Raw genomic sequence first — 21,699 nt, forward strand, 5'->3', positions numbered from 1 at the left:
TTAAACACCTGAGGTTGTTCCGTTCACCTTATGTTCAGCAGAATATAATGGCGTCTTAACCTGTGAACGTGACAAGGGGGCTGCGGGTACCCACACCGGTGCCACATGCAGACAGCTGTATAGCTGGAGGGAGCGGGAGTCCGGCTGAAAATCGCCGAAGCGTTTCCTGGAGGCCGGGTCGAGGCGCAGGGATGCGCCGAGAGGGTGCGACCTGCATGGATGCAGGATCGCGCCCGACCCGATAGCCGCAAGGAATAAGCTGAGGGCACCGCGAAGCGGCGATTTTCTTTGCCGGGAGCCGGGGTTGCCAGGGTGGTGGCGATTGAGCCACCCTGGCACGTTCACCGCAGAGAGATGGACCGGAAGCAGAGGAACGAAAGTGAACGGAACAATTCCACTCATGCCATAAAGGTCCTGGGACAACCATTAATCACATCCGATGCTTTATTTAATGGCGAACAGAACGTGAATAAGCATCAATCGCCGCATTGAGAGCGCTAATCTGCTGCTCCAGCTGCATAACCCCTTTTCCCAACGCCGGCGGATGAAGCCCGGCCGCCAGCTGATTCTCCAGCGTTTCGGCCAGCTCATATAACGGCGTCGCGCCCAGAAGCTGCATCGTGCCGTTGATGCGGTGCAAATGGTGTTGCAGCACATCCCACTCTTCCTGCGCCAGCGCCTGAACGGCCGCCGCGACGTCTTTGTCGTTTTCAATCCGCGCCTGTTCAAGCATCTGGCACATCAGTTTCTTATCGCCAAGGCTGTGCGCTTCCAGCCCTGGCATGTCGATGAACGCGTCAAGCGGCGGCCCGTCCTCAGCCATATTCACCCCGCTCAGCGCTGCCTTGAGCTGCTGCAGTTCGATGGGTTTGAACAGACACAAATTCATACCCACCGCCAGGCAGCGCTCTTTTTCTTCCGTCTGCGCGTTGGCGGTCAGCCCCCAGATCACCATATTCTGATTCAGCTCGCGCACCCGCTGGGTTAGGGTGATGCCGTCCATATTGGGCATGTTCAGATCGGTAATCAGCAGGTCGTACTCCTGATTTCTGATCAGATTCAGCGCCTGAAGGCCGTCTTCCGCCTCGTCGACGTGATAGCCGAGAATATCCAGCTGGCGGCGCAGCAGCAGGCGGTTGGTCGGGTTATCTTCGGCAATCACAATTCGAAGCGAGGCGGGGAGCGTCGCTTCCTGTTCGGCGATCAGCGGTACATCCGGCGCATGATCAGAGGTTTGTGTCACCAGCGTCACCATCATGGTGGTGCCCATGCCCGGCTGGCTGGTGATGCTGATCTGCCCCGCCATGCGCTCCACCATTTCCCGGCAAATCACCAGACCCAGGCCCGAGCCGATCTGCCGTTTGCCCGACTCCGTCTGGCTGAAGGGCTTAAACAGCTGCTGCTGTTCGACGTGGCTAATCCCCGCCCCCGTATCCCGCACGCTTAGCGTGAGATACACCCGCTCCTCGCCCATCGCCTGGGTGTGGGCCATCACGTCCACGCCGCCCTCGGCGGTAAATTTGATGGCGTTGCTCAGGAGATTCGACAGCACCTGTTTGATCGCTTGCGGGTCGAGCCACAGCGTTTTCCCGTCTTCAAGACGGCAATCGACCGTGAGGCGCAGATTTTTCTGCCGCGCCAGCCCTTCAAAATTAGCGACCGTGGCGTTAATCACCGACTCCAGATCGACCCATTCCGGCGTCAGGGTGAAATTGCCGGACTCAATTTTCTCCATATCCAGCACATCGCCAATCAGCGCGATCAGGGTTTGCGCCGTGCTGTAGGCCAGCTGAATCGCCTCTTTGGTCTCTTCCGCGCTCTGTTTGCGGGTGGTCAACAGCTCGAGGAAGCCCATGATCGCGCTGACCGGGGTGCGGATCTCATGGCTCATGCTCGCCAGGAACTGGCTTTTGGCCTGATTCGCATCGATGGCTTTGTCTTTCTCCACCTGCAGCGCTTTCATCAGCTGTCGGGATTCGGTGATGTCCTGCCAGCCGCAAATCAGGATCGCAGGCCGGTTTTCCGGCATCAGGCAGAGCGTCAGCCAGTGGAGGATCTGGCGATTTTCGCCGCCATTATTGAGGGTCAGAGAATGGGTGATCACATGGCCGGGAGTCAGGCCCTGCTGAATCTCCGGCTGTACGGTGTAGAAAACATCTGCCAGCGGGCTGCGTCGGTCAAACAGGGAATAACTCATCGCTTCGCGCCGCTCAGCAATGAAGAATTCGCTGAACGCGCTGTTGTAACTTTCGAGCTCCCCTTCGAGGGTAATCACGTAGACCGGCACGGGAATGGAGTTGGATAAGGTCTGGCTGAACGTCAGCTGATAATTCAGCGCGGCCTGCGCGGCCTTGCCCCGCCCAATCGCCCGCAGGAGATACACGCCCCACAGCAGGCTGGTGATCACCAGTAAAATCGCCAGACCGATCACCAGGTAAAAAGGCCGGTTATACAGATTCCAGGTGCCGATTTTCACTTCCGGCGCTTTGATCCATTTCCCGGCCAGATTGAGGATCTCTTTTGGCGGAATGTCGTCCAGCGCCTTGTTCAAAATACTCTGCAGTTCAGAGGCGTCGCGCGGGATCGCAAACGCAATCTGCGCGGACGGTTCGTCCGGAATACGGGTGTATTTCATGGTACCAGGGTAATAGTGATCGATGATAAAGCGCGACGCGAGCTGGGTGGAGACCACGGCATCGACGTCACCGAGCATCAGCTTGCTGAGCGCAGTACTGGTATTCTCGGCAATCACCCACTCCACGCCCGGATATTTGTGTTTCAGTTTGTCCGTCAGCGGATGGTAGGCCGGTATCGCCACTTTGGAGCCCGGCGCGAGCAGTTCGTTTGGCCCCGACGACGCCCGGGTCACCAGCACAAAAGGCGTGGCGATAAACGGATGGGTGAACAACATCTCCTCTTCGCGCTCGGCGCTGAACGTCGCCGTCGGCAGCACGTCCCAGCCGCCTTTGCGCATGATGTTGACCATATCCGTATTCGAGTTGGCGATCACCGGCTGGAACACCAGCCCCGTTTGCAGCTGGATCAGATTCAGGATGTCGCCCAGCAGGCCGCGGATCTCCTGATGATCGTCGACCATGCTCATCGGGGCGTAGTAAGGGTTAATCAGTACGCGCAGCACCGGATGTTTGGCAATCCAGCGCTCTTCCCGTGGCGTGAGTTTCATCGCCTTATTGAGAAACGAGATATTGCCGGTATCGACCCAGGACTGGGCGATCTGTTTATGGGTCTGTTCTGTGAGGGAGCTGATAAAGGTATCGAGAATGCCGAGCAGCTGTTTCTGATCGGCCGGGACGATGAAATGATTTCCCGTCTGCGGTTCACGCCAGAACTTCACCATTTCCAGGGACTGATAAAAATCGCGCACCAGAATAAAACTGGAGGTCAGGTTATTCCCAAAGAAATAGTCGTTTTCGTGATTTGCCACCGAGGCCAGCGCCAGATAATTATCCGCATAGGAAGTAATGTGCGCCTTCGGAAAAACCATTTTAATAAACTGCTCGGACGGGTAGCCCTGCTTAATGGCCACCGACACTTCGTCCTTATCGTTTGAAAGCGGCTTCATCACATCTGCCTGACGCGTGACTAGCGTAGGATAAGCCCGGATCAGCGGCAGTGAAGCTGAGAAACCCGCATCCAGGTCGCTCTCCCCGGCGGGTGACGTCAAAATAATATCCGCCTCCCCGGCCTTGAGCGCCGTTAAAGCCTGATCCAGATCGGCGTAATGCTTAATCACCACCTGGATTTGCAGGGAGTTTTCCATCAGCAGCAGGTAGTCCGCGTTCATTCCCCGGTAGCGCCCGGTCGTCGAATTCATACTCAGCGGCGGCGTTTCCTGCCCGTACACCGCAATGGTCAGGGAGCGTTTTGCCGCCAGCCACAGCAGATCGTAATGGCCCAAGGGCAGCGCGGGGGTAAACACCTGATTATCGCTGGCAAGCTGAAGCGTCGCCGGTTCAGGGCTGGCTGAACGCGCCGGAACACTCAGGATAAACAGCAAAAAAAGCCCCGCGATGGCGCGCATGATCATGGTGTTAGCCAATCGCGTTACGCTGCGCAAAGGAGAAAAGTTCCATCAGCGATTTGCAGTTCAGCTTCTCCATTAAACGGCTTTTATAGGTGCTCACGGTTTTATTGCTGATACACATTTCCGCCGCGATTTTCATATTGTCATCGCCATTGAGAATATAGCGCATCACTTTAATTTCCTGGCTCGACAGCGACTGCAACATTTCCTGTTCCGAGGAAAGACTGCCCATGAACGACTGCAGTGATAACGGGAAATAACTGTAACCATTTTGCGCCGCGTGGACCGCCGCAATAATATTGGTCATGCCCTCTTTCTTACTGATAAAGGCATTCGCTCCCGCGTCGGCGCTGCGTTTGCCATAAAAAAGATCGTTCTTGGCAGAGACCACAATAATAATCCGGCTGAACGCCTGCTTGCGCAGTTTCTCCACCACTTCAATACCGCTCATCACCGGAATATCCACGTCGACAATCACCAGATCCGGGCTGTGCTCGCCGACAAGCTGTAACGCCTGCGCGCCGTCTCCCGCTTCTGCCACGACGGTGATGCCTTCATTTTCGAGCAGATTTTTAATCGCCATACGAGCCAGCGGATGGTCATCAACGACGATAGCATGTAACTTATTGGTTTTACCCATCTTAGCTCCTTATTAGCTTCATTTTTCTGGTTCCTGACTCACCGGTTTTCGCCCACAAGACAACGCACATCACCGCCCCTGATGGCGTAATTATAACGTGCCGCAGGAGGATGAATGTTTTTCGCAAACCTTTATTATTTAGTGATTCGAATGGACGTCGAGTCAAAGAAGTCTACCGTTTCGGGAAGACGATTTCTATTAGCATTAAAATAAAGTGTATCACGGCACGAAGAAAAACATCGCGCTTGCGAAAAGTCGTTAAGGAAGGGTTTAAAATAAATTCCCATAGAATTTTTACCCATTGTTTTACAAAGAATTAATTCATCAGGGATTTCACGTGTAGGATATCCCCTGCAAAAGTTTCCGATGTGTCTCCTGTATTTCATCCGCACGGATGATTAACCTGACTGAATATTATTATCACATTCTGTTCAGCAGGACTGGATACACTCTCGCATGGACAAACTACACGGAGCCAGCGTTAGTTTTGGCAAAACACACCCACAGCGAAAAAGTAAAAAACGAATGATATGCGCCCTGCTCATTATCATTTTTTATTTTATTTGCAGCTTCGGGCCAGATATTAGTTTTCGCACGATGCCAGATACCAGCGATGCCTATATTACCGGTAATCCTGTCTTTATTTTCTCAGAAACAGGGGGTCGCGTGGCGGCCATCGCACCAGTCAACAGCGACAGAGTTCGTAAAGGCGATATTCTGCTGCAGCTGGAAAATGCCCACGAAGAGCGTCAGTTTAAAAAAGCCGAACAAAGCCTGCTGGAGACGGAAAAAGAGACCCAGGAGCGCTACATCGCCGACAGCCAGAATAATGCCCAGATTCTCCATGCCCAGATGACCTACCAGCAGGCGCTGATTGAGTATAACCGCCGGTTACAGTCGATAGGCCCGGCGGCCATTTCGCAGGAGGATCTCCGACAGGCGCTGAAAAACGTCAACAGCAGCAAAGCGGCGCTGGATATCGCCATTCAACAGTACCGTCGGAATTTGCTCTGGCTTCGCGAGGCGGATATCTCGCAGCAAAAGCTGATAGTGCAGGCCAGAGAGGCCCTGCAAAAAGCCGCTGAGGCGCTGGATCGCACGCGGGTGCGAAGCCCCGTGAGCGGGTATGTCGCGCACCGGAATGTGCACACGGGTTTACACGTCAGCCCTGGGCAAACGCTGATGACCATCGTCCCCGCCGACCAGATGTGGATTAATGCCAACTTTACCGCCGCAGAGATCGCTGACGTCCGCGTCGGCCAGAAAGCAGTGATCCTGACGGAGATGTATGGCAACAAGGTGGTGTTCGACGGTCAGGTAGAGGGATGGGATCAGGATGCCGACGCCGAGCTGTCCGCCCTCAGCAGCGCAGAAAAATGGATCAGTGAGGTGCAAAAAATTCCCGTGCGGATCTCCATCAATCCGATGCAGATGAGCCAGTATCCGCTAAGGATTGGGGTTTCTTCGAGGGTGAAACTGCTCGACCGTCGCACCCGCAGCGCGCACTTTTCGCTGGTGAGAAAAGGAATCAACATCCTGCGGGCATACCGGAAGTATTTGCTGGAAGATTAATGGACTCTGACTGAGTACTCGCGGTGTTTTATTAACTTATCTATACTCCACCTCACCTTTTCTCAATGCCTGAGGCCCCCTGTGCTCGCCACTATTCTCGTCGCGGTTGTTGCCGCCATCCATCTCTATATTCTGGTTCTGGAAATGTTTTTATGGAATACCCCAACCGGTCGCAAGGCGTTTAACCTGAGCGAAGATTTTGCCCGTGAAACCCGCGTTCTGGCCGCCAATCAGGGCCTGTACAACGGCTTTCTGGCGGCAGGTTTGCTGTGGGGATTATGGCTCGGCGAAAGCGGCGTTCCGGTCACCTTGTTCTTCCTGACCTGCGTACTGATTGCGGGTGTTTTTGGCGCGGTAACGGCCAGCCGGAAGATCCTCTATGTTCAGGCGCTTCCGGCGCTGGTTGCTTTAATTGCTTTGCTGGTGCGTTGAGGGGAAGGGTTGATGTGGGCGTTGGCGAAGGTACAAGGTTTCACCGATAACCGATGCGGATTCGCATCCAGCGTTTTCTGTGCATATCCGTTTTGTGCAGGAGGGGACGTTTACATATTCTGCCTGCATTTTTGCATCTAATGCTTATTTACGGATTAATCCATAATTAAAGAAAATGCAAATCCAACCGGCTGTACCTATAACCTATTGTTAATTGTGACAAATCGATGTAGTGTACTACACATTAAATTTACAAAGGCGGAAATAACCGTGTTTAAATACGGTTATGTCCACCGAATAAGCGTTATGCCTATTCAAAATGATAATAGAGAACGTGTGAATGGATGCGAGATACGAAGAAAAGACTTTCGAAAGTTACTTCAACAATGAGCTTGATAGAAAAACATCTATCTATTTCCCCCTTGGCCAGGTGCAAGAAGGCGTTTTAGGCTTGGACTCCGTTGCTCATTCTAGAGGATGGTTTCTGTGGAGAAAGCTGGGATATCCATTCTGGATCTCTCCGCAATTTTCAGGCGTTGACCTAACGGAAATCGCTCATGAAATGGAGCATTATCTTGGCCGAGAGGTTAAGAACATACCGACCATGAAAGTTAACTTGCTATTTCAGTATAAGCGTCCGCAATACATAACGATGTCAACTGGTTCTGAATGGCACTTATGGAATCAGAAGTATTTCCGCTATGACCTGTACACTCAGCAACATACCTTGCTCTCCCATATAGAAACTAAATTTGGTAACGATGCCGTAGTCCTTTACGCTGCCCCTTCTGTCGTAGATGTTGGCGAGTTGGTCAAGATAAAAAGGGCTGGCTCAATCATTGATCACACTAACTTTAGACGCGCCAGAGAATTGGATGGGCACCACAGAAACACCTACATAAAGGCAGGCACATACTCGCAGGCATGTAGTGAACCAGAAATGATTGAAAATTTTAATCTAATTGAAATGATTGAAGCAATGGAACCACGCCAATCAGAAGATAACGTTAATCTAATCATTAACTTTTCAAGGCAGATTAATTCAGCCATGAAGGATGTCGAAGGGATTGGTTATCTGAAAACCGCATTTGAGAATCGAATGAATGAATTTAGATATCTCGGGCTTCAACAGTTCGAACTGTTCTACTCAATGCTTACTATGGCAATATTCAGAGAGGTTACCGGCAGCCAATGGTTGATACCATTTGACGGACGAAAAAATGCATAACAAAACCAAGCTGCATCGCGCACTTCGTGCGCTGGACCTCGCTACGCTCGGCCGCTGTTGGCAGCATTGATGTCCGCTTCTCGCTAATAAGGGACAACCATACTCAAATCTCCCACATTGCAGGAGATTTGAGTATGAACACGTCACCGTGGAACAAAGACCGTATCATCGGCCAAAAAGGACCACTTCAGATATCTCATATCTGAAGGATCCGGATCCGGCTTGAACTGGAAGGTAAACGCGTGATTTAACTCTGTTCAATATGGCCCTGGACAGTAAGCTAACCGTCAGTCTCCAGAATAATGTTTAATTGCTTTTCGTGTATCCATTCCCCTACCCTAAATTTAAATCATTCTCGTTAATCAAAGTGTATGTAAATTTATTCCCAAAAATTTCACGAGATTTAAAGCACAGACTCATAAACTCATTAAAATCATCAATATTTAAAAAAACTTGACATCCAGCTGAATATTTTTTATTCAAAGTAGTGCTTTCTCCATCAACCGGGCCTTTATGGATATTTATTTTAAAATAACCTACCTCTTCCGTTCCTGGAATAAGATTCATATATTCGTCATAATTATTATCCCTATAAACAACTACTGGACCAAGATTTTGACATAAGGCTTCATATTTGCCATGATGAAAATTTATTTCATATGCCTCTTTGTATTGACCTTCTTTCAAAATCGCCGTTCCTTTTGTATAAACATCCGAAAGTGGTTTTTCTAAATAATATGGACTGGGATCTGTTGTTATGTTGTAAAAATAACAACCCCAATCATTTCCTTGCCTAAAAAAGACAAGTAATAAATCATCAAAATTCTTTGAACTATTTCCAGCTGATCTTATACCTACTATATTCAAATTCCATTCCATTTCTGGCGTATCAAAAACTGAATATCCATTATTCACCATTGTATTTATTACTGCATCTAGCTTTGGTATATTCATAAGTTCTCCTACCCTCAGGTTTTGTTATCAATAAATATGATATATCATATTTATAACCGATTAAAAAATTCAAAGCGTCCTCATCACCCCGCAGACATAAGGGTGATAGCTACTATCTAGAAAACGCTTAATAGCTATCCACTGGATCCAGCAGTGCTGATAAGGATAAATACTCGAACGAATTGCTTCAGGCATAGCATAATTAAATGCAATTTGTAATATACACTCCTTTGCTAATAGTTGATGTTTTACAATCATTTTTCTTAGGGTTGACCAATGCATCAATTCTTTCGTCGGTATCAGTATCATCTTTTTTAATTTTCTCGCCTAACACTGTAAACGCTCTTCCAGGATCACCAGCTAAAGCATATTCATCTAATTCTTTCCTCGCCAAGTCGAATGTGTATACATTTACTTTTTGTTTTTTGTTTTCCATGATTTTTAAAAAAATTCGCTTACGTTCGGAATTCATTACAGATATCAGAACATTAGCCGATTCTTGATGAAAGACATTTTCGTCTATAGCGCCCCTGTAACCAATTATAGTTGTAGTTACAGCGGCTAAAATGGTTTTGGTTGTGACTGGTGTAAATAATGTAGCCGCAAGGCCGGTTGAAAGTGATAAAAGCTCGGATCCTGTGTAAATGGAGGTTTGCATATTGGTGAGATTTGAAATGCTTTGATAATATTTTATATCATTAAGTATGAGCTGAGATGTAATGTATTTATCTCTGTCAGTCTCATTTTTAGGTGGACTTAACATTGCAAAATCTATATTTCTTGATAATTGCTCTGTTATTCTCTCTAATGCCTTGTCATCATTGTATGGATACCCCATGCCCCCTATATACATTTTAGAACAACCAAGTAACATCAGGCAAAGCATGATAAGTATTATTTTCATAGCCAATCACCATAATGTAATTCTCATTACCCGGGGTATTTCTAGTCTCATAGATATAATGAGAGTAGCTTGTTGTTTTTATTATGCAAATCCGATTTTTAAAATTTTTTTGTAGAAAGCTAACTGACTACATAGAGATGATCAACATTTCTCGTCAGCACTTGCAGAACAAGTGACCTGCTCCACATTGATTAAGACACCTCAATGTTGGCCATGTTGTTATTGGAGTTGCGAACGTCCGTTTCTCGCTCATAGCGGCCCCTCCACCCTGCCTACCCATCCAAAAGCTGCAATCTCCAAGCCCCAACCCTATACTCAGGAACTTCTTATAAAGATTCCACTATGAGGTTTTCGTCATGACGGATTTTCATCAACTCGCTGCCACCAGCCTGCAAGGTCAGCCCATCCCTATGGCCGACTATGCGGGTAAGCTGGTTCTGGTGGTCAATACTGCCAGCCAGTGTGGCTTCACGCCGCAATATGCAGGCCTGGAAATGCTCTACAAGAAGTACGCCGACCAGGGGCTGGTGATTCTTGGGTTCCCCTGCAACCAGTTCGGTAAGCAGGAACCTGGTAGCGCCGACGACATCGCTCAGACCTGCCACATCAACTACGGTTTGACTTTCCCGATGTTCGAGAAAGTGGACGTTAACGGCGCCGCCGCGCACCCGGTTTTCCGTTATCTCAAAGAAGCCTTGCCAGGCGTTCTGGGTGGGCGGATCAAGTGGAACTTCACGAAATTTCTGATCGGACGCGACGGCAAACCGCTCAAGCGTTTCGCACCGATCACCACTCCGGAGAAAATGGAAACCGCGATCCTGGCAGCACTTGAAAGTAAGGAGCGCGGAAAAACATAAATGCCCTTTCGGGCATTTATGTTTTACTTACGACGATTCTGATATGGCGGGTTAACATGCCGCGTTAAGCACACATATTAATGGGCAAACAGCGCAATCAGAATAATGATGGGAATGGGGACGCCTAAAAAGAACAGTAATAATGAGCGCATTTTAAACCTCTCGCATAATTAGAAATTATAAATCACGTTGACGGCCACCGAAGGTCGCACACAGGCTGGCTACGAAGGCACCCGCCAGCAGAGAAATGAATGTCCAGAGCATGAGATAGCTCGTGGTTTTACGTGCGGCATCAGCAGCCTGCTGCGCTTTTTCCTTCGCTTCTTTTAACTTAGCCTGGGCTTTGTCATAGGTGCTCTGTACCCGCTGTTCAGCCTCTTGCTGGCTGATACCCGTATTTTGAGCAATCAGTCGGGCGACATACTGACGATCGTCCTGAGGTAAGGCGCCAGTGGTAATGCTGTTGGCAAAGATACCCGTCACTTCACCTAACTGTGCAGGCGAAACGGGTTGATGTGATGGCGCGACAGGAGCCGCAGTTGGCGAAGCGGGATCGGCTGCGCCGTTTGCCGGTGTGGCAGGATTATTCGCCCTGAACAGCGAGTTAACGAAATAGTTCATTGACGAACCGGGTCCTGCGGATGGTCCGTTCGCCATACTCGCTGCGCCAGCCGCCGTGGTCGCCGCGGCCCCTCCGGCAACGGTACCCACGATTTTAGCGCCCCCTCCCACAATGGCCCCGACCGTGCTCGTTAACAGCGCAGCAGAGACCAGCGCCGCCACCGCCCAGGCCAAAAAACCATGTGCCGTATCGCGGAAGTACACTTCGTCGGTGTGGGTATCGACCCATTTCGTGCGTAGTCGTCCGGCCAAATAGCCACCCATACCCGACGCCACAATTTGCGTGAATGTCAGCCAGGCGATGGCCGCGATACCCACCGTACCAGCGTCGAGTCCGCGACTTTCCCATGGCGAAACGGACGTGAGCCCCAAACCGGCGCCCAGCATCAGTAAAATCAAAGAGAGGGATGCCGCTGCTGCCGCACCGGCAAAGATGGCACCCCAGGATACGGCGCTGCTGCTCGCGGCAGGCAGAGGCAGACGCGTATCGGGATACGACGTGTTAACTGTGGACTGTTCGTGAATGTGAGTCATAGCTGTTGTCCTTGAATTAATCTTTGCGTTCGGAACCAGGAACTGATTGATGAAACAGGAAACATTACCACCTTCAACATTGAGGCTCTTCGTGAGCCAAGTGATGCAATTGATAAACAGAAAGGCTGAAAAACATAAAGAAACGAAATCGAAAAAATCACAGTGGAAATTTATTCCACGCACTAAGGATAGTAGATAATTTCGCGCCAAATGGATTTTAAACTTTAAACATCCGTTACCATTTGAGATGGCGGATTTTATAGTGGGTCTAAAAATGACCAGACGGCGTGAAATCCCTCCCGGTTCACTGCTCCATAAACCTTAGAATTACTGCGTGTTTATTTGCGCTGAGTTAACAGTTGGCTTGTTTTTTGAACAGATGTACTGCCGTTGGGTGAAGATCAAATAACGGCATCGTCTTTGCCTGCTCAATTTTAAAAAAAAGAAATTTCCTAACCTGTTGATTTAAATGTATTAAAATGTTGGCAAAATGATTCCGTTAACAATAGCCCCGGCGGATATGTAAATAGCACAGTAACTAAATTATAATTCTTTAACATCCGGTTGATATTCGAGGTCAAAAATGCGGTTAATTGTCATGCTGTTAAGCTTTGCGCTCTCAACACAGGCCTGGGCGGGTGAACTTTCCAGACCTGCCGGTAAAATCCTTTTAACGCTGTCGGGTCATATCGAAAATACCAATGAAGATGGCAAAGCCGTTTTTGATCTCGCAAGCCTTGAGAAACTGGGCATGGTCAGCTTCCAGACCACTTCCCCCTGGTATGATGGCCGCACGACCTTCACGGGTATTCCACTGCAAAAACTCATGGATTATGTCGGGGCGAAAGGATCTGTTGTTAAGGTCACTGCGCTCAATGACTACACCACGGAAATCCCGCTCAGTGATTTTAAAAAATACAACGTTATCCTGGCGTTAAAAGTCAACGGAGAATATATGCGCATCCGTGATAAAGGTCCGTTGTTTGTGGTTTATCCCTATGACAGCATTCCTGAGCTGAATAATCAGATTTATTATTCCAGGTCAGCGTGGCAGGTCAGCAGAATGAATATTGAGTAAGGGGTCAGAAGACCAACATGAACAGAATTCTGGCTGGCATCATCTGTTTCCTTTTTATATCTACAGGGTATATCTCTTTCCTTGTGCATGAGAGGCAACAGGAGTTACAGAAACTGACGCACTACGCCGCGTCGTGGTCTGCTGCACAGCTGGTTTCACAATATTACCGGTTCGAATCCCTGCTGGGTCTTTACGCTATCGATGAGACGATGACGCTCGATGATGTGCGCATGCGTCTCGATATTATGCTCAGCCAGAGTGATTTAATGAAACAAGGCGATCTGAGCAATTACATTGAAAGCAGTAAAGCCCATCATGAACTGGCGGTCCAGCTTGAAAAGACGCTGGATTATCTGGATGTTCATCTTGAGAAAATGAATCGTTCCGAGCTGCAGGCTTACCTGTTAACCATGCACACTCTGGATCCACAGCTGGCTCGTCTCTCTTCCGGCGCTTTAGACAAAGATATCAACACCATTAATGACGCCAACCTCAAGATTAAAACCCTGTACTATATTTACTCAGCGACCTCGGTATTGCTGATAATAATGAGTGCGATACTGGGTGTGCTGATCTATTTCCAGAACAGAAATATTCTGAAGGCGCATCTTCAGGTGAAAAGCCTTGCTGATGCCTTACAGGAATCGAAAGAAAAACTGCAGGTCCAGAATGCAAAACTGGAGTATGACGTCTACCACGATTCTCTGACGGAGATGAATAACCGCCATTATTTCTGGGAAAATTTAAATGAAACCATCGAGCTCGCAGTTAAAAACAATAATTCTGTCAGCGTGATGCTGTTTGATTTAGATCGGTTCAAAGAGGTCAATGATACCTACGGTCATGATGTCGGTGATATGTTATTACGCCAGATATCACAGCGTCTGACTTCGATGGGCCTGACTTCCGATACGCTTTATCGTTTAGGCGGAGATGAGTTTGCATTTCTCTCGAGTGGCCTGACGGAGAGCAGTGCCGTCTCACGAGCCCAAAAAATATGCGATGCGATCAACCAGCCCTACACGATTTATAATACGATTATCAATATTACCACCTGTGTCGGCATTGTTATTTCAGACACTGAACGTCGCTCCGACTATCTCTATAAATTTGCCGATCTGGCCCTTTATGAAGCCAAAAAAGAAGGCGCTGGCAAAATAAAAGTCTTCCGCCAATGGATGTTAGATAAACTGCAAGAAAGCCGAACCCTTGAGCATGATATGGCCCTGGCGATAGTGAATAAAGAGTTCGTGGTTTATTATCAGCCTATCGTTGATTCTTTCAGCCAGGAAATTTACAGCTATGAAGCCCTTATTCGCTGGAAACATCCTCTGAAGGGCCTCCTGTCGCCGGACAGCTTTATCCCTGTGGCGGAAAAAACAGGAATGATTAACGAGATCGGGAAATCGGTGCTTGAAATGGCCTGCCGCGAAGCCGCTTCCTGGGCGATTCCGGCTAAAATTTCAGTCAATGTTTCTCCTGTCCAGTTGGGCAGCAAAGCCTTTGCCGGGGTCGTGCTCTCTATTCTGAACGAAACGGGACTTCCCGCTGAGCGTCTTGAACTGGAAGTGACTGAATCTTCTCTCTTTACTGAGAGTAATACGCCGATGAATACGCTTAACAGGCTGCGGGCGCTGGGGGTGAAAATCTCTATCGATGATTTTGGGACCGGTTATTCTTCTCTGTCGCGCCTCAGCAGGCTTGCCTTCGATAAAATCAAAATAGACAAGTCCTTTGTGTATTCATTATCGACACAGCAAGACGCCCTGAATATCATCAGGCTCATTACCGGTATGGCGAAATCCCTCAATATGAAAGCCGTTGCGGAAGGTGTTGAAACGCAGGAGCAGCTGGAAAGCCTTAAAGCGCTGGGCTGCGATTTCGTGCAAGGCTATCTGTTCGGTAAACCTCAGCCTTATGTAGATGAGAAAATCAGAAACGGCTCAACGGAAAATATTCCTCGTGCCCGCTCTGTATAGGTTTAGATTTGTGGCGAATCAGGCTCAGAAAGATGCTGTATGTCATCACTCATCGCCTGTAGCTCATTGAACAGTCTCGCCAGATGGAAACCATCGCACACGGAATGATGAACCTGAACGGCGAGAGGCAATAATACTTTGCCATCCTGCGTGTAGTATTTTCCAAGCGTGAACATGGGAGCAAAAAAGTTCTGCATATTAGCCACGTTGATATTAAAACTGGTAAAACTGACCCAGGGAATACCCGATACGAAAAACACATTTTCCCGTGACTCTTCTTTAGGCCAATAAGCCAGGTTATTACCGTAGCGCGCAGTGTCTTCTGCATAAACATTCTGGAAGTGATGAATATTACCATCGTAGTGACTCCATAATGACGAAAAAGTCTCCGTTTCATGATGGAAAATGGTATAGCTGGGATGGACTTCATTCCATATGACCAGCTCATTATTCTTCATGGTCATACGGAATTCTGTGTGATTATTGACGACCTTAGAGATAAGAAAAATAATAGTAGGATAAAACTTCCAGCCTTTTTCCTTAGTATATTTTAGCAGCGCGGTAATATCGATCATCACAGTCTGGTTAATGGTACTTTGCGCAAACGACTGAAACACCTCAAAATGTTCTTTCCTTGCCCAACGCGACAAGTCAACAGGTGTATATTCTGGGGTTGTTTTTTTCATTTTTTAACCTTTGACGATATATCAGACGTTAGTTTTTTATGAATTAAGAAGATGGTCAGTGGTCCAAATCACTTTTAAAGCGAACGCATTGACTTCCATAATTATACAACAGTATCAGGCATGATTTTTCTCCACCATTCAGGTTTCATATCCTGAAATGAGTGAGAGTGTGGCGAAAACAGAGCACATTCATTGTGGTCAAAAATACCGCTGAGCAAAGCAATCACCGGATTGTCATCGATAGCGCCGATGGAGCTGCCACATCTGGCGCAAAATGCTCTGGATGAAGCCGCAGATGAGCGGTAGAGAGAAGGCGCGCCCCCTTCCCCCGTCCATTCAACATCTGACGAGTGGAATTCAAGCCATACTGCGGTCTGACAGCCAGAATGCTTCTGGCACATATCGCAGGAGCAGGAATGAGAGGAAGCCGGGTTAATCGCTGTGAATCGGATAAACCCACATAAACATCCACCTGACAATTTCATATCCATATCAGCCGATACCCTATCAACGCTCAGAGAATGTTAAAGATAGCATCGTCAGCTTATCGCTCATAGCGGACCCTATGACCTTGCTTTCTGTCCGCACTGTGCCAGAAGCAGTCATTTTCGCGCAAGCACAAAACTCGAGTGCCCTGTGAAACGAATCTGTCGTCACTGCCATCGGGTACAGGCAGTAAGGGGACCGGGGTCTCAATTTGATGTTCGATCACGAATGCCGCAGATTGCTTCAAAATAATTACCGTATTTGTTATATTGTTGTTTATTGCTTATTCACCTCTGCGGTGCCAAAAAGAACAAGATTCACCGCAACCCAGGACAGAAAAATGCTAGATTACCGCTTCCCGACAGCTTTGCAGATGGTTCTCAGCGTAGCGATGGCGGAGCAATTGGGTGAACGTTCGACGAGTGCCATTCTGGCCTACGGCCTGGAAGCGAATCCGAGCTTCATCCGCAAATTGATGGTTCCGCTCACGCGTGACGGCATTATCGTCTCAACGCTTGGCCGTAACGGCTCCATTCATCTTGGCCGCCCGCCGGAAGAGATCACCCTGCGTGACATCTACCTGTCGGTTATCGAAGATAAAAAGCTGTGGGCGTCGCGCCCTGATGTTCCTGCCCGCTGCGTGGTCAGCGCGAACGCCTGCTGGTACTTTAAATCGATTTCTGAAGAAGCTGAGCAGGCGTCGTTAGCGGTTTTAGCCCGCCATACCGTGGCAAGCGCGCTGGATGCGGTTAAAAACGCCGATACTAGCGGATGTGATCCGCTCCCCGAGCTTTTAGCCCAGTACCAAAAAACGTCTTAGCGCTTTCCCTGTTGCGAACAAAAATCGCCTTCACTGGGAAGTAATGCTGGTCAGTGAAGCATCTGAGGTTGTTCCGTTCACCTCATGTTCAGCAGAATATAATCGCTTCACAACTTGTGAACGTGAAAAGGGGGCCACGCGGCCCCCTTTTCAATCCCCGCGCCCCGTCAAGAAATCGGTGCTTCGCACTGCGCTCACCTCCCGGCCCGCTGCCTGCGGTCGGCTCGACTCGACTTCCTGTCTCGTTTCGCCTCTGGCCGCCATCCCTGGCGTCCAGCCCTTGTCATCCGGCCTCCGGTTCGCCGATTTCAGCGGGGACCCACACCGGTGCCACATGCAGACAACTGTGAAGGTTGAGGGAGCGGGAGTCCGGCTGATTATCTGTTACGTCCCTACGCAGGCAACTCTTCCCTTTCCACTTTGCCGCGCGTCACGAATTTACGCAGCGTCACGTAGAACACCGGTGTCAGGAACAGACCAAACAGCGTCACGCCCAGCATCCCGGAGAAGACGGTGATCCCGGTCACGCCGCGCACTTCCGCACCTGCACCGTGACCCAGGATCAGCGGTATCGTCCCGGCAATAAAAGCGATGGAGGTCATCACAATCGGGCGTAAACGCAGGCGGCAGGCCTCCAGCGCGGCTTCCATAATGCCCTTGCCCTGCATTTCCAGCTCGCGGGCAAACTCCACGATAAGAATCGCGTTTTTACAGGCAAGCCCCATCAGTACCACCAGCCCCACCTGTACGAACACGTTGTTATCGCCCCCGGTCAGCCAGACGCCAAACAGCGCGGACAGCATCGTCATCGGAACGATCAGGATCACCGCCAACGGCAGCGTCCAGCTTTCATACAGCGCCGCCAGCACCAGGAACGCCAGCAGCACAGCGACCGGGAAGACGATCAGCGCCGTGTTACCCTGCGTGGCCTGCTGGAAGCTCAGGTCTGTCCATTCAATGTTCATCCCGTTTGGCAGGATCTGGTTCGACATGCCTTCGAGCTGCGTCATGGCCTGCGTGGACGAGAGCACGCGAGGGTCGGCATCGCCAATGAGATCCGCCGCAGGATAACCATTGTAGCGAATCACCGGATCCGGCCCGTAGGTGGTCGTGATGTTCACCATACTGCCGATCGGCACCATTTCGCCCTGGTTATTCCGGGTGCGTAAATTAGCGATATCTTCCACGCTGTCACGGAACTGCCCATCGGCCTGCGCCATCACGCGCCAGGTACGCCCAAACTGGTTGAAGTCATTCACGTACGATGAGCCCAGATAGGTTTGCAGCGTCCCAAAAAGATCGGTCAGCAACACGCCCTGCGCTTTCGCCTTATCACGATCGACCCGCACATCCAGCTGCGGCACGTTAGCCTGGTAGGTCGAGATCGGGAAATGCATCCCCGGCGTTTGCATAATCGCACCCGACATCGAGTTCACCGCGTTTTGCAGCGCGCCATACCCCAGACCCGCACGATCCTGAATGTACAGCGAATAGCCCGACCCCTGACCCAGCCCTAAAATCGGTGGCGGCAGGATGGAGAAACCGAAGCCCTCCTGAATTTGCGCGATTTTTGCGTTGATCTCAGCGTTAATTTCCGCCGCAGAGTGTTTACGCTGATCGAAGGGTTTCAGGCCAAAGAAGACCGTTCCGGTATTCGGCGTATTGGTAAACTGCAGCGCATTCAGCCCTGGAAACGCCACCGCATAGTCCACGCCTTCGGTATTCATCCCGATTTCGCTCATTTTGCGGATCACCGCATCGGTGCGCGCCAGCGACGAACCTTCCGGCATTTTGACGCCGCCAATCAGGTACAGCTTGTCCTGCGTCGGAATAAAGCCGCCGGGTACCGCTTTAAATATCACACCCGCCGCACAGAGCAGCAGCAAATAAACCGCAAATACCGCGCCGCGTCGTCCGAGCGTTTTGCCGACCAGCCCCTGATAGCCGTGCGAGCTGCGCTGGAAAAAGCGGTTAAACGGACGGAAAATCCAGCCGAACAGACGGTCGATAAGCCGGGTCGGAAAATCTTTCGCTGCGCCGTGTGGCTTTAACAGCAGAGCCGCCAATGCCGGAGAGAGCGTCAGCGAGTTGATGGCGGAAATCACCGTCGAAATCGCGATCGTCACCGCAAACTGTTTGTAGAACTGCCCGGTGACGCCCGAAAGAAATGCCATCGGCACAAACACCGCGCACAGCACCAGCGCAATCGCAATAATCGGCCCCGAAACCTCACGCATCGCCTGATGCGCCGCTGCAAGGGGAGTCAGGCCCTCTTCGATATTTCGCTCGACGTTTTCCACCACCACGATGGCGTCGTCCACCACGATACCGATAGCCAGTACCAGCCCGAACAGACTCAGGGTGTTAAGTGAAAAGCCCAGCAGGTAGAGAATGCTGAACGTCCCCACGACAGAGACCGGCACCGCGATCAACGGAATGATCGACGCGCGCCAGGTTTGCAGGAACAGAATCACCACCAGAACCACCAGCACCACCGCTTCCAGCAGCGTTTGTACCACCGCACGAATGGAATCGCGTACAAATACGGTCGGATCGTAAGGTGCCGCCCACTTCATATCAGCCGGGAAACGCGTGGACAGTTCGTCCATTTTTGCGCGCACCGCGTTAGACAAATCAATGGCGTTTGCCCCCGGAGACTGGAAGATACCAATCCCGACCGCGTCTTTGTTGTTCAGCTGAGAACGTAGGGCGTAGCTGCCGGAGCCCATTTCGATACGCGCCACGTCGCGCAGGCGGACAACCGTACCGTCCTGCGTCGTTTTCAGGACAATGTTGCCAAACTCTTCTTCAGTATGCAGACGCCCCTGGGCATTAATGGAGATCAGGAAATCGCTCTCTTTCGGCAGCGGTTCGGCACCCAGCTGCCCGGCGGAAACCTGCACGTTCTGCTCCTGCATCGCCGTGACCACATCCGAAGCGGTCAACCCGCGTGCCGCCACTTTGTTGGGGTCCAGCCAGATGCGCATGGCGTATTCGCCCGAGCCGAATATCTGAATCTGGCCGACGCCGGGCAGACGCGCCAGCTCGTCCTTCACTTTCAGCGTGGCGTAGTTACGCATATACAGGGAGTCGTATTTACCGTTGGGCGAAAACAGATGCACCACCAACGTGAGCGTTGGCGACTGTTTCTGGGTCGTGATGCCTAAACGTCGCACGTCTTCCGGCAAACGCGCCTCGGCCTGTGCGACCCGGTTTTGCACCTGAACCTGCGCCTGATCGGGGTCAGTCCCCGGACGGAAAGTGACGGTGGTCACCAGTACGCCGTCCGAGCCCGCGACGGATTTCATGTACATCATGTTTTCAACGCCGTTGATCGCTTCTTCCAGCGGCGTCGCCACGGTCTCGGCAATCACTTTCGGGTTGGCGCCCGGGTACTCCGCGCGGACCTGAACGCTTGGCGGCACAACGTCAGGATATTCGCTCACCGGCAACAGCGGGATGGCGATCAGACCTGTGACAAAAATCAGAATCGACAGTACGGCAGCAAAAATTGGCCTGTCGATGAAAAAACGGGAAAAGTCCATGGGTCGGATTCTCAGGTAAGGGATCAGTTAAGGGCGGTGCTGGCGGTCATGGCAACGGTTTTCGCGTTAACCGGCATCCCCGGCATGAACACTTTTTGTAAACCCTCGACGATGACTTTATCGCCAGGGTTCAGCCCCTGCTGCACAATGCGTAAACCGTCTGCCAGACGCCCCTGCGTAATGTCGCGACGCTGTGCTTTTCCCTCTTTATCCACGATATACACGTATTTGCGATCCTGATCGGTCAGCACCGCTTTATCGTCAATCAGTGTGGCTTTAAATTCAGCACTGCCCGGCAGGCGCACACGGGCAAAGAGCCCAGGCGTAAACTGACGCTGCGCGTTATCCAGCAGCGCACGCATACGGATGGTGCCCGTACTCGGCGTTAACTGATTATCCAGAAAATCCACTTTGCCCTGATGGGGATAACCATCCTCGCCCGTCAGGCCAATTTCCACCGGAAGCGCCGTGTGATGACTGGACGCGCCCTGCCCGCTGCGGGCGAGGTTTTGATAGTGAAGGTAGGTTGACTCATCCACGTCAAAGTAGACGTAAACCGTTTTCTGCGAGACCAGTGTGGTGAGCACACTGGCGCTGTCACCCGCAGTGACCAGATTACCGCTGGTGATCAACGCCCGGCTGGCGCGCCCCTCAATAGGCGCGGTGACTTTGGTGAAATCCAGGTTGAGTTGTGCGGCATCCACCGTCGCCTGGGCAGCGCGAATGTCGGCCTGTGCCTGGGTGGCAGCCGAACGACGCTGCTCCCATTCTTCACGGGAGACCACGTTGGTATTGACCAGTTTATTGGTACGGTTAGCCTCGCTTTGCGCCAGGCTGGCCTGCGTTTTGGCTCTCGCCAGCGCCGCCTGCGCCTGTTCCAGCGCTGCACGATAGGTTCTGTCATCAATGGTGAACAGCACCTCGCCCTTCTTCACCTCCTGGCCGTCGGTGTAATTCACTTTATCAATGTAGCCGGAGACGCGCGGACGTAACTGAACACTTTCCACCGCCTCAATCCGGCCGTTAAAGCTATCCCACTGGCTAATGGATTTCACAACCACGTCAGCCGCGCTGACGGCAGGCGCAGGTGGCGCAGCATTTTGCGCGACACTGTTATCGCATCCGACGAGCAGCACGGCGAGCAACATGACCCCCAGCGCGCTCAGATGAAAGTTACCCCAGGTTTTTTGCAGGCTCATTATTTTTATTCCGGTAATTTAGCCGCCAGACAAGACGCCGCGGGAGACGCCGCGCCACTTCCTTTGTCCGGGCTGGCTTAAGGCCATTTGTGCCGTTCATCGCCACAAAACTGTAACAA

General features: G+C 50.8%; 16 protein-coding genes and 1 pseudogene. 8 read left to right on the forward strand and 9 right to left on the reverse strand.

Annotation, left to right across the window (positions count from 1 at the left end):
- Positions 1-448: 448 nt before the first annotated feature.
- Positions 449-4,078 carry a response regulator gene (locus tag QQF33_RS13900; RefSeq protein WP_285148975.1) on the reverse strand — a complete coding sequence of 1,210 codons (3,630 nt, stop codon included), beginning with the start codon at positions 4,076-4,078 and terminating at the stop codon, positions 449-451.
- Positions 4,053-4,685 carry an acid-sensing system DNA-binding response regulator EvgA gene (gene evgA, locus QQF33_RS13905; RefSeq protein ID WP_282494537.1) on the reverse strand — a complete coding sequence of 211 codons (633 nt, stop codon included), beginning with the start codon at positions 4,683-4,685 and terminating at the stop codon, positions 4,053-4,055. The genes QQF33_RS13900 and evgA overlap by 26 nt, the downstream gene beginning before the upstream one ends.
- 666 nt (positions 4,686-5,351) lie before the next feature.
- Here evgA and QQF33_RS13910 point away from each other — a divergent pair.
- The 4 genes and pseudogenes from QQF33_RS13910 to QQF33_RS13925 all read left to right on the forward strand — a co-directional run.
- Positions 5,352-6,257, forward strand: coding sequence for an efflux RND transporter periplasmic adaptor subunit (locus tag QQF33_RS13910; RefSeq protein ID WP_350318390.1), 906 nt, complete (start codon positions 5,352-5,354; stop codon positions 6,255-6,257).
- An 81-nt stretch (positions 6,258-6,338) separates the two neighbouring features.
- Positions 6,339-6,689 (forward strand): DUF1304 domain-containing protein, encoded by a 351-nt coding sequence (locus QQF33_RS13915; RefSeq protein ID WP_285148977.1) that lies wholly within the window; start codon positions 6,339-6,341, stop codon positions 6,687-6,689.
- Between the two features lie 340 nt (positions 6,690-7,029).
- The gene (locus tag QQF33_RS13920; RefSeq protein ID WP_285148978.1) at positions 7,030-7,917 is read left to right on the forward strand and encodes a hypothetical protein; all 888 of its coding nucleotides are present in this window, start codon (positions 7,030-7,032) and stop codon (positions 7,915-7,917) included.
- A 134-nt stretch (positions 7,918-8,051) separates the two neighbouring features.
- Positions 8,052-8,200 (forward strand): annotated as a pseudogene (locus QQF33_RS13925) (integrase); the annotation flags it as partial.
- 50 nt (positions 8,201-8,250) lie between these two features.
- Here the strand turns inward: QQF33_RS13925 and QQF33_RS13930 are convergent.
- Positions 8,251-8,871 (reverse strand): hypothetical protein, encoded by a 621-nt coding sequence (locus tag QQF33_RS13930; RefSeq protein ID WP_285148979.1) that lies wholly within the window; start codon positions 8,869-8,871, stop codon positions 8,251-8,253.
- Positions 8,872-9,073: 202 nt separating this feature from the next.
- Complete coding sequence (locus QQF33_RS13935; RefSeq protein ID WP_285148980.1) at positions 9,074-9,775, reverse strand: hypothetical protein; 702 nt, start codon at positions 9,773-9,775, stop codon at positions 9,074-9,076.
- 356 nt (positions 9,776-10,131) lie between these two features.
- Between QQF33_RS13935 and QQF33_RS13940 the strand changes: the two genes are divergently transcribed.
- Positions 10,132-10,632: a glutathione peroxidase gene (locus QQF33_RS13940; RefSeq protein ID WP_285148981.1), complete on the forward strand. Its 501-nt coding sequence runs from the start codon at positions 10,132-10,134 to the stop codon at positions 10,630-10,632.
- A 177-nt stretch (positions 10,633-10,809) separates the two neighbouring features.
- Here the strand turns inward: QQF33_RS13940 and QQF33_RS13945 are convergent, their stop codons facing one another.
- Positions 10,810-11,787, reverse strand: coding sequence for a hypothetical protein (locus tag QQF33_RS13945; protein WP_285148982.1), 978 nt, complete (start codon positions 11,785-11,787; stop codon positions 10,810-10,812).
- Between the two features lie 583 nt (positions 11,788-12,370).
- Here QQF33_RS13945 and QQF33_RS13950 point away from each other — a divergent pair.
- Complete coding sequence (locus tag QQF33_RS13950) at positions 12,371-12,865, forward strand: molybdopterin-dependent oxidoreductase (RefSeq protein ID WP_285144338.1); 495 nt, start codon at positions 12,371-12,373, stop codon at positions 12,863-12,865.
- A gap of 17 nt (positions 12,866-12,882) precedes the next feature.
- Complete coding sequence (locus tag QQF33_RS13955) at positions 12,883-14,844, forward strand: putative bifunctional diguanylate cyclase/phosphodiesterase (RefSeq protein WP_282494546.1); 1,962 nt, start codon at positions 12,883-12,885, stop codon at positions 14,842-14,844.
- Positions 14,845-14,846: 2 nt separating this feature from the next.
- Here the strand turns inward: QQF33_RS13955 and catA are convergent, their stop codons facing one another.
- On the reverse strand, positions 14,847-15,530 hold the full coding sequence (catA, locus tag QQF33_RS13960) for a type A chloramphenicol O-acetyltransferase (protein ID WP_285148983.1): 684 nt from the start codon (positions 15,528-15,530) through the stop codon (positions 14,847-14,849).
- A 101-nt stretch (positions 15,531-15,631) separates the two neighbouring features.
- Positions 15,632-16,021, reverse strand: coding sequence for a GFA family protein (locus tag QQF33_RS13965; RefSeq protein ID WP_285144335.1), 390 nt, complete (start codon positions 16,019-16,021; stop codon positions 15,632-15,634).
- A 335-nt stretch (positions 16,022-16,356) separates the two neighbouring features.
- Between QQF33_RS13965 and QQF33_RS13970 the strand changes: the two genes are divergently transcribed.
- Positions 16,357-16,836: an RrF2 family transcriptional regulator gene (locus tag QQF33_RS13970; protein WP_282494549.1), complete on the forward strand. Its 480-nt coding sequence runs from the start codon at positions 16,357-16,359 to the stop codon at positions 16,834-16,836.
- 392 nt (positions 16,837-17,228) lie between these two features.
- On the opposite strand, the gene oqxB is transcribed toward QQF33_RS13970, so the two are convergent.
- Both oqxB and QQF33_RS13980 read right to left on the reverse strand, forming a co-directional pair.
- Positions 17,229-20,381 (reverse strand): multidrug efflux RND transporter permease subunit OqxB, encoded by a 3,153-nt coding sequence (gene oqxB / locus QQF33_RS13975; RefSeq protein ID WP_285157983.1) that lies wholly within the window; start codon positions 20,379-20,381, stop codon positions 17,229-17,231.
- Positions 20,382-20,404: 23 nt separating this feature from the next.
- Positions 20,405-21,580 (reverse strand): efflux RND transporter periplasmic adaptor subunit, encoded by a 1,176-nt coding sequence (locus QQF33_RS13980; RefSeq protein ID WP_285157984.1) that lies wholly within the window; start codon positions 21,578-21,580, stop codon positions 20,405-20,407.
- Positions 21,581-21,699 lie beyond the last annotated feature (119 nt).

The sequence above is a fragment of the Lelliottia wanjuensis genome (genome assembly GCF_030238365.1).
GTDB lineage: Bacteria > Pseudomonadota > Gammaproteobacteria > Enterobacterales > Enterobacteriaceae > Enterobacter > Enterobacter wanjuensis.

Coding starts and splice junctions, on each gene's coding strand:
- QQF33_RS13955 (WP_282494546.1), top strand. CDS start 12,883: ATGAACAGAATTCTGGCTGGCATCATCTGTTTCCTTTTTATATCTACA.
- QQF33_RS13930 (WP_285148979.1), bottom strand. CDS start 8,871: ATGAATATACCAAAGCTAGATGCAGTAATAAATACAATGGTGAATAAT.
- QQF33_RS13935 (WP_285148980.1), bottom strand. CDS start 9,775: ATGAAAATAATACTTATCATGCTTTGCCTGATGTTACTTGGTTGTTCT.
- QQF33_RS13970 (WP_282494549.1), top strand. CDS start 16,357: ATGCTAGATTACCGCTTCCCGACAGCTTTGCAGATGGTTCTCAGCGTA.
- QQF33_RS13940 (WP_285148981.1), top strand. CDS start 10,132: ATGACGGATTTTCATCAACTCGCTGCCACCAGCCTGCAAGGTCAGCCC.
- QQF33_RS13920 (WP_285148978.1), top strand. CDS start 7,030: ATGGATGCGAGATACGAAGAAAAGACTTTCGAAAGTTACTTCAACAAT.
- oqxB (WP_285157983.1), bottom strand. CDS start 20,381: ATGGACTTTTCCCGTTTTTTCATCGACAGGCCAATTTTTGCTGCCGTA.
- QQF33_RS13965 (WP_285144335.1), bottom strand. CDS start 16,021: ATGGATATGAAATTGTCAGGTGGATGTTTATGTGGGTTTATCCGATTC.
- QQF33_RS13950 (WP_285144338.1), top strand. CDS start 12,371: ATGCGGTTAATTGTCATGCTGTTAAGCTTTGCGCTCTCAACACAGGCC.
- catA (WP_285148983.1), bottom strand. CDS start 15,530: ATGAAAAAAACAACCCCAGAATATACACCTGTTGACTTGTCGCGTTGG.
- QQF33_RS13980 (WP_285157984.1), bottom strand. CDS start 21,580: ATGAGCCTGCAAAAAACCTGGGGTAACTTTCATCTGAGCGCGCTGGGG.
- evgA (WP_282494537.1), bottom strand. CDS start 4,685: ATGGGTAAAACCAATAAGTTACATGCTATCGTCGTTGATGACCATCCG.
- QQF33_RS13945 (WP_285148982.1), bottom strand. CDS start 11,787: ATGACTCACATTCACGAACAGTCCACAGTTAACACGTCGTATCCCGAT.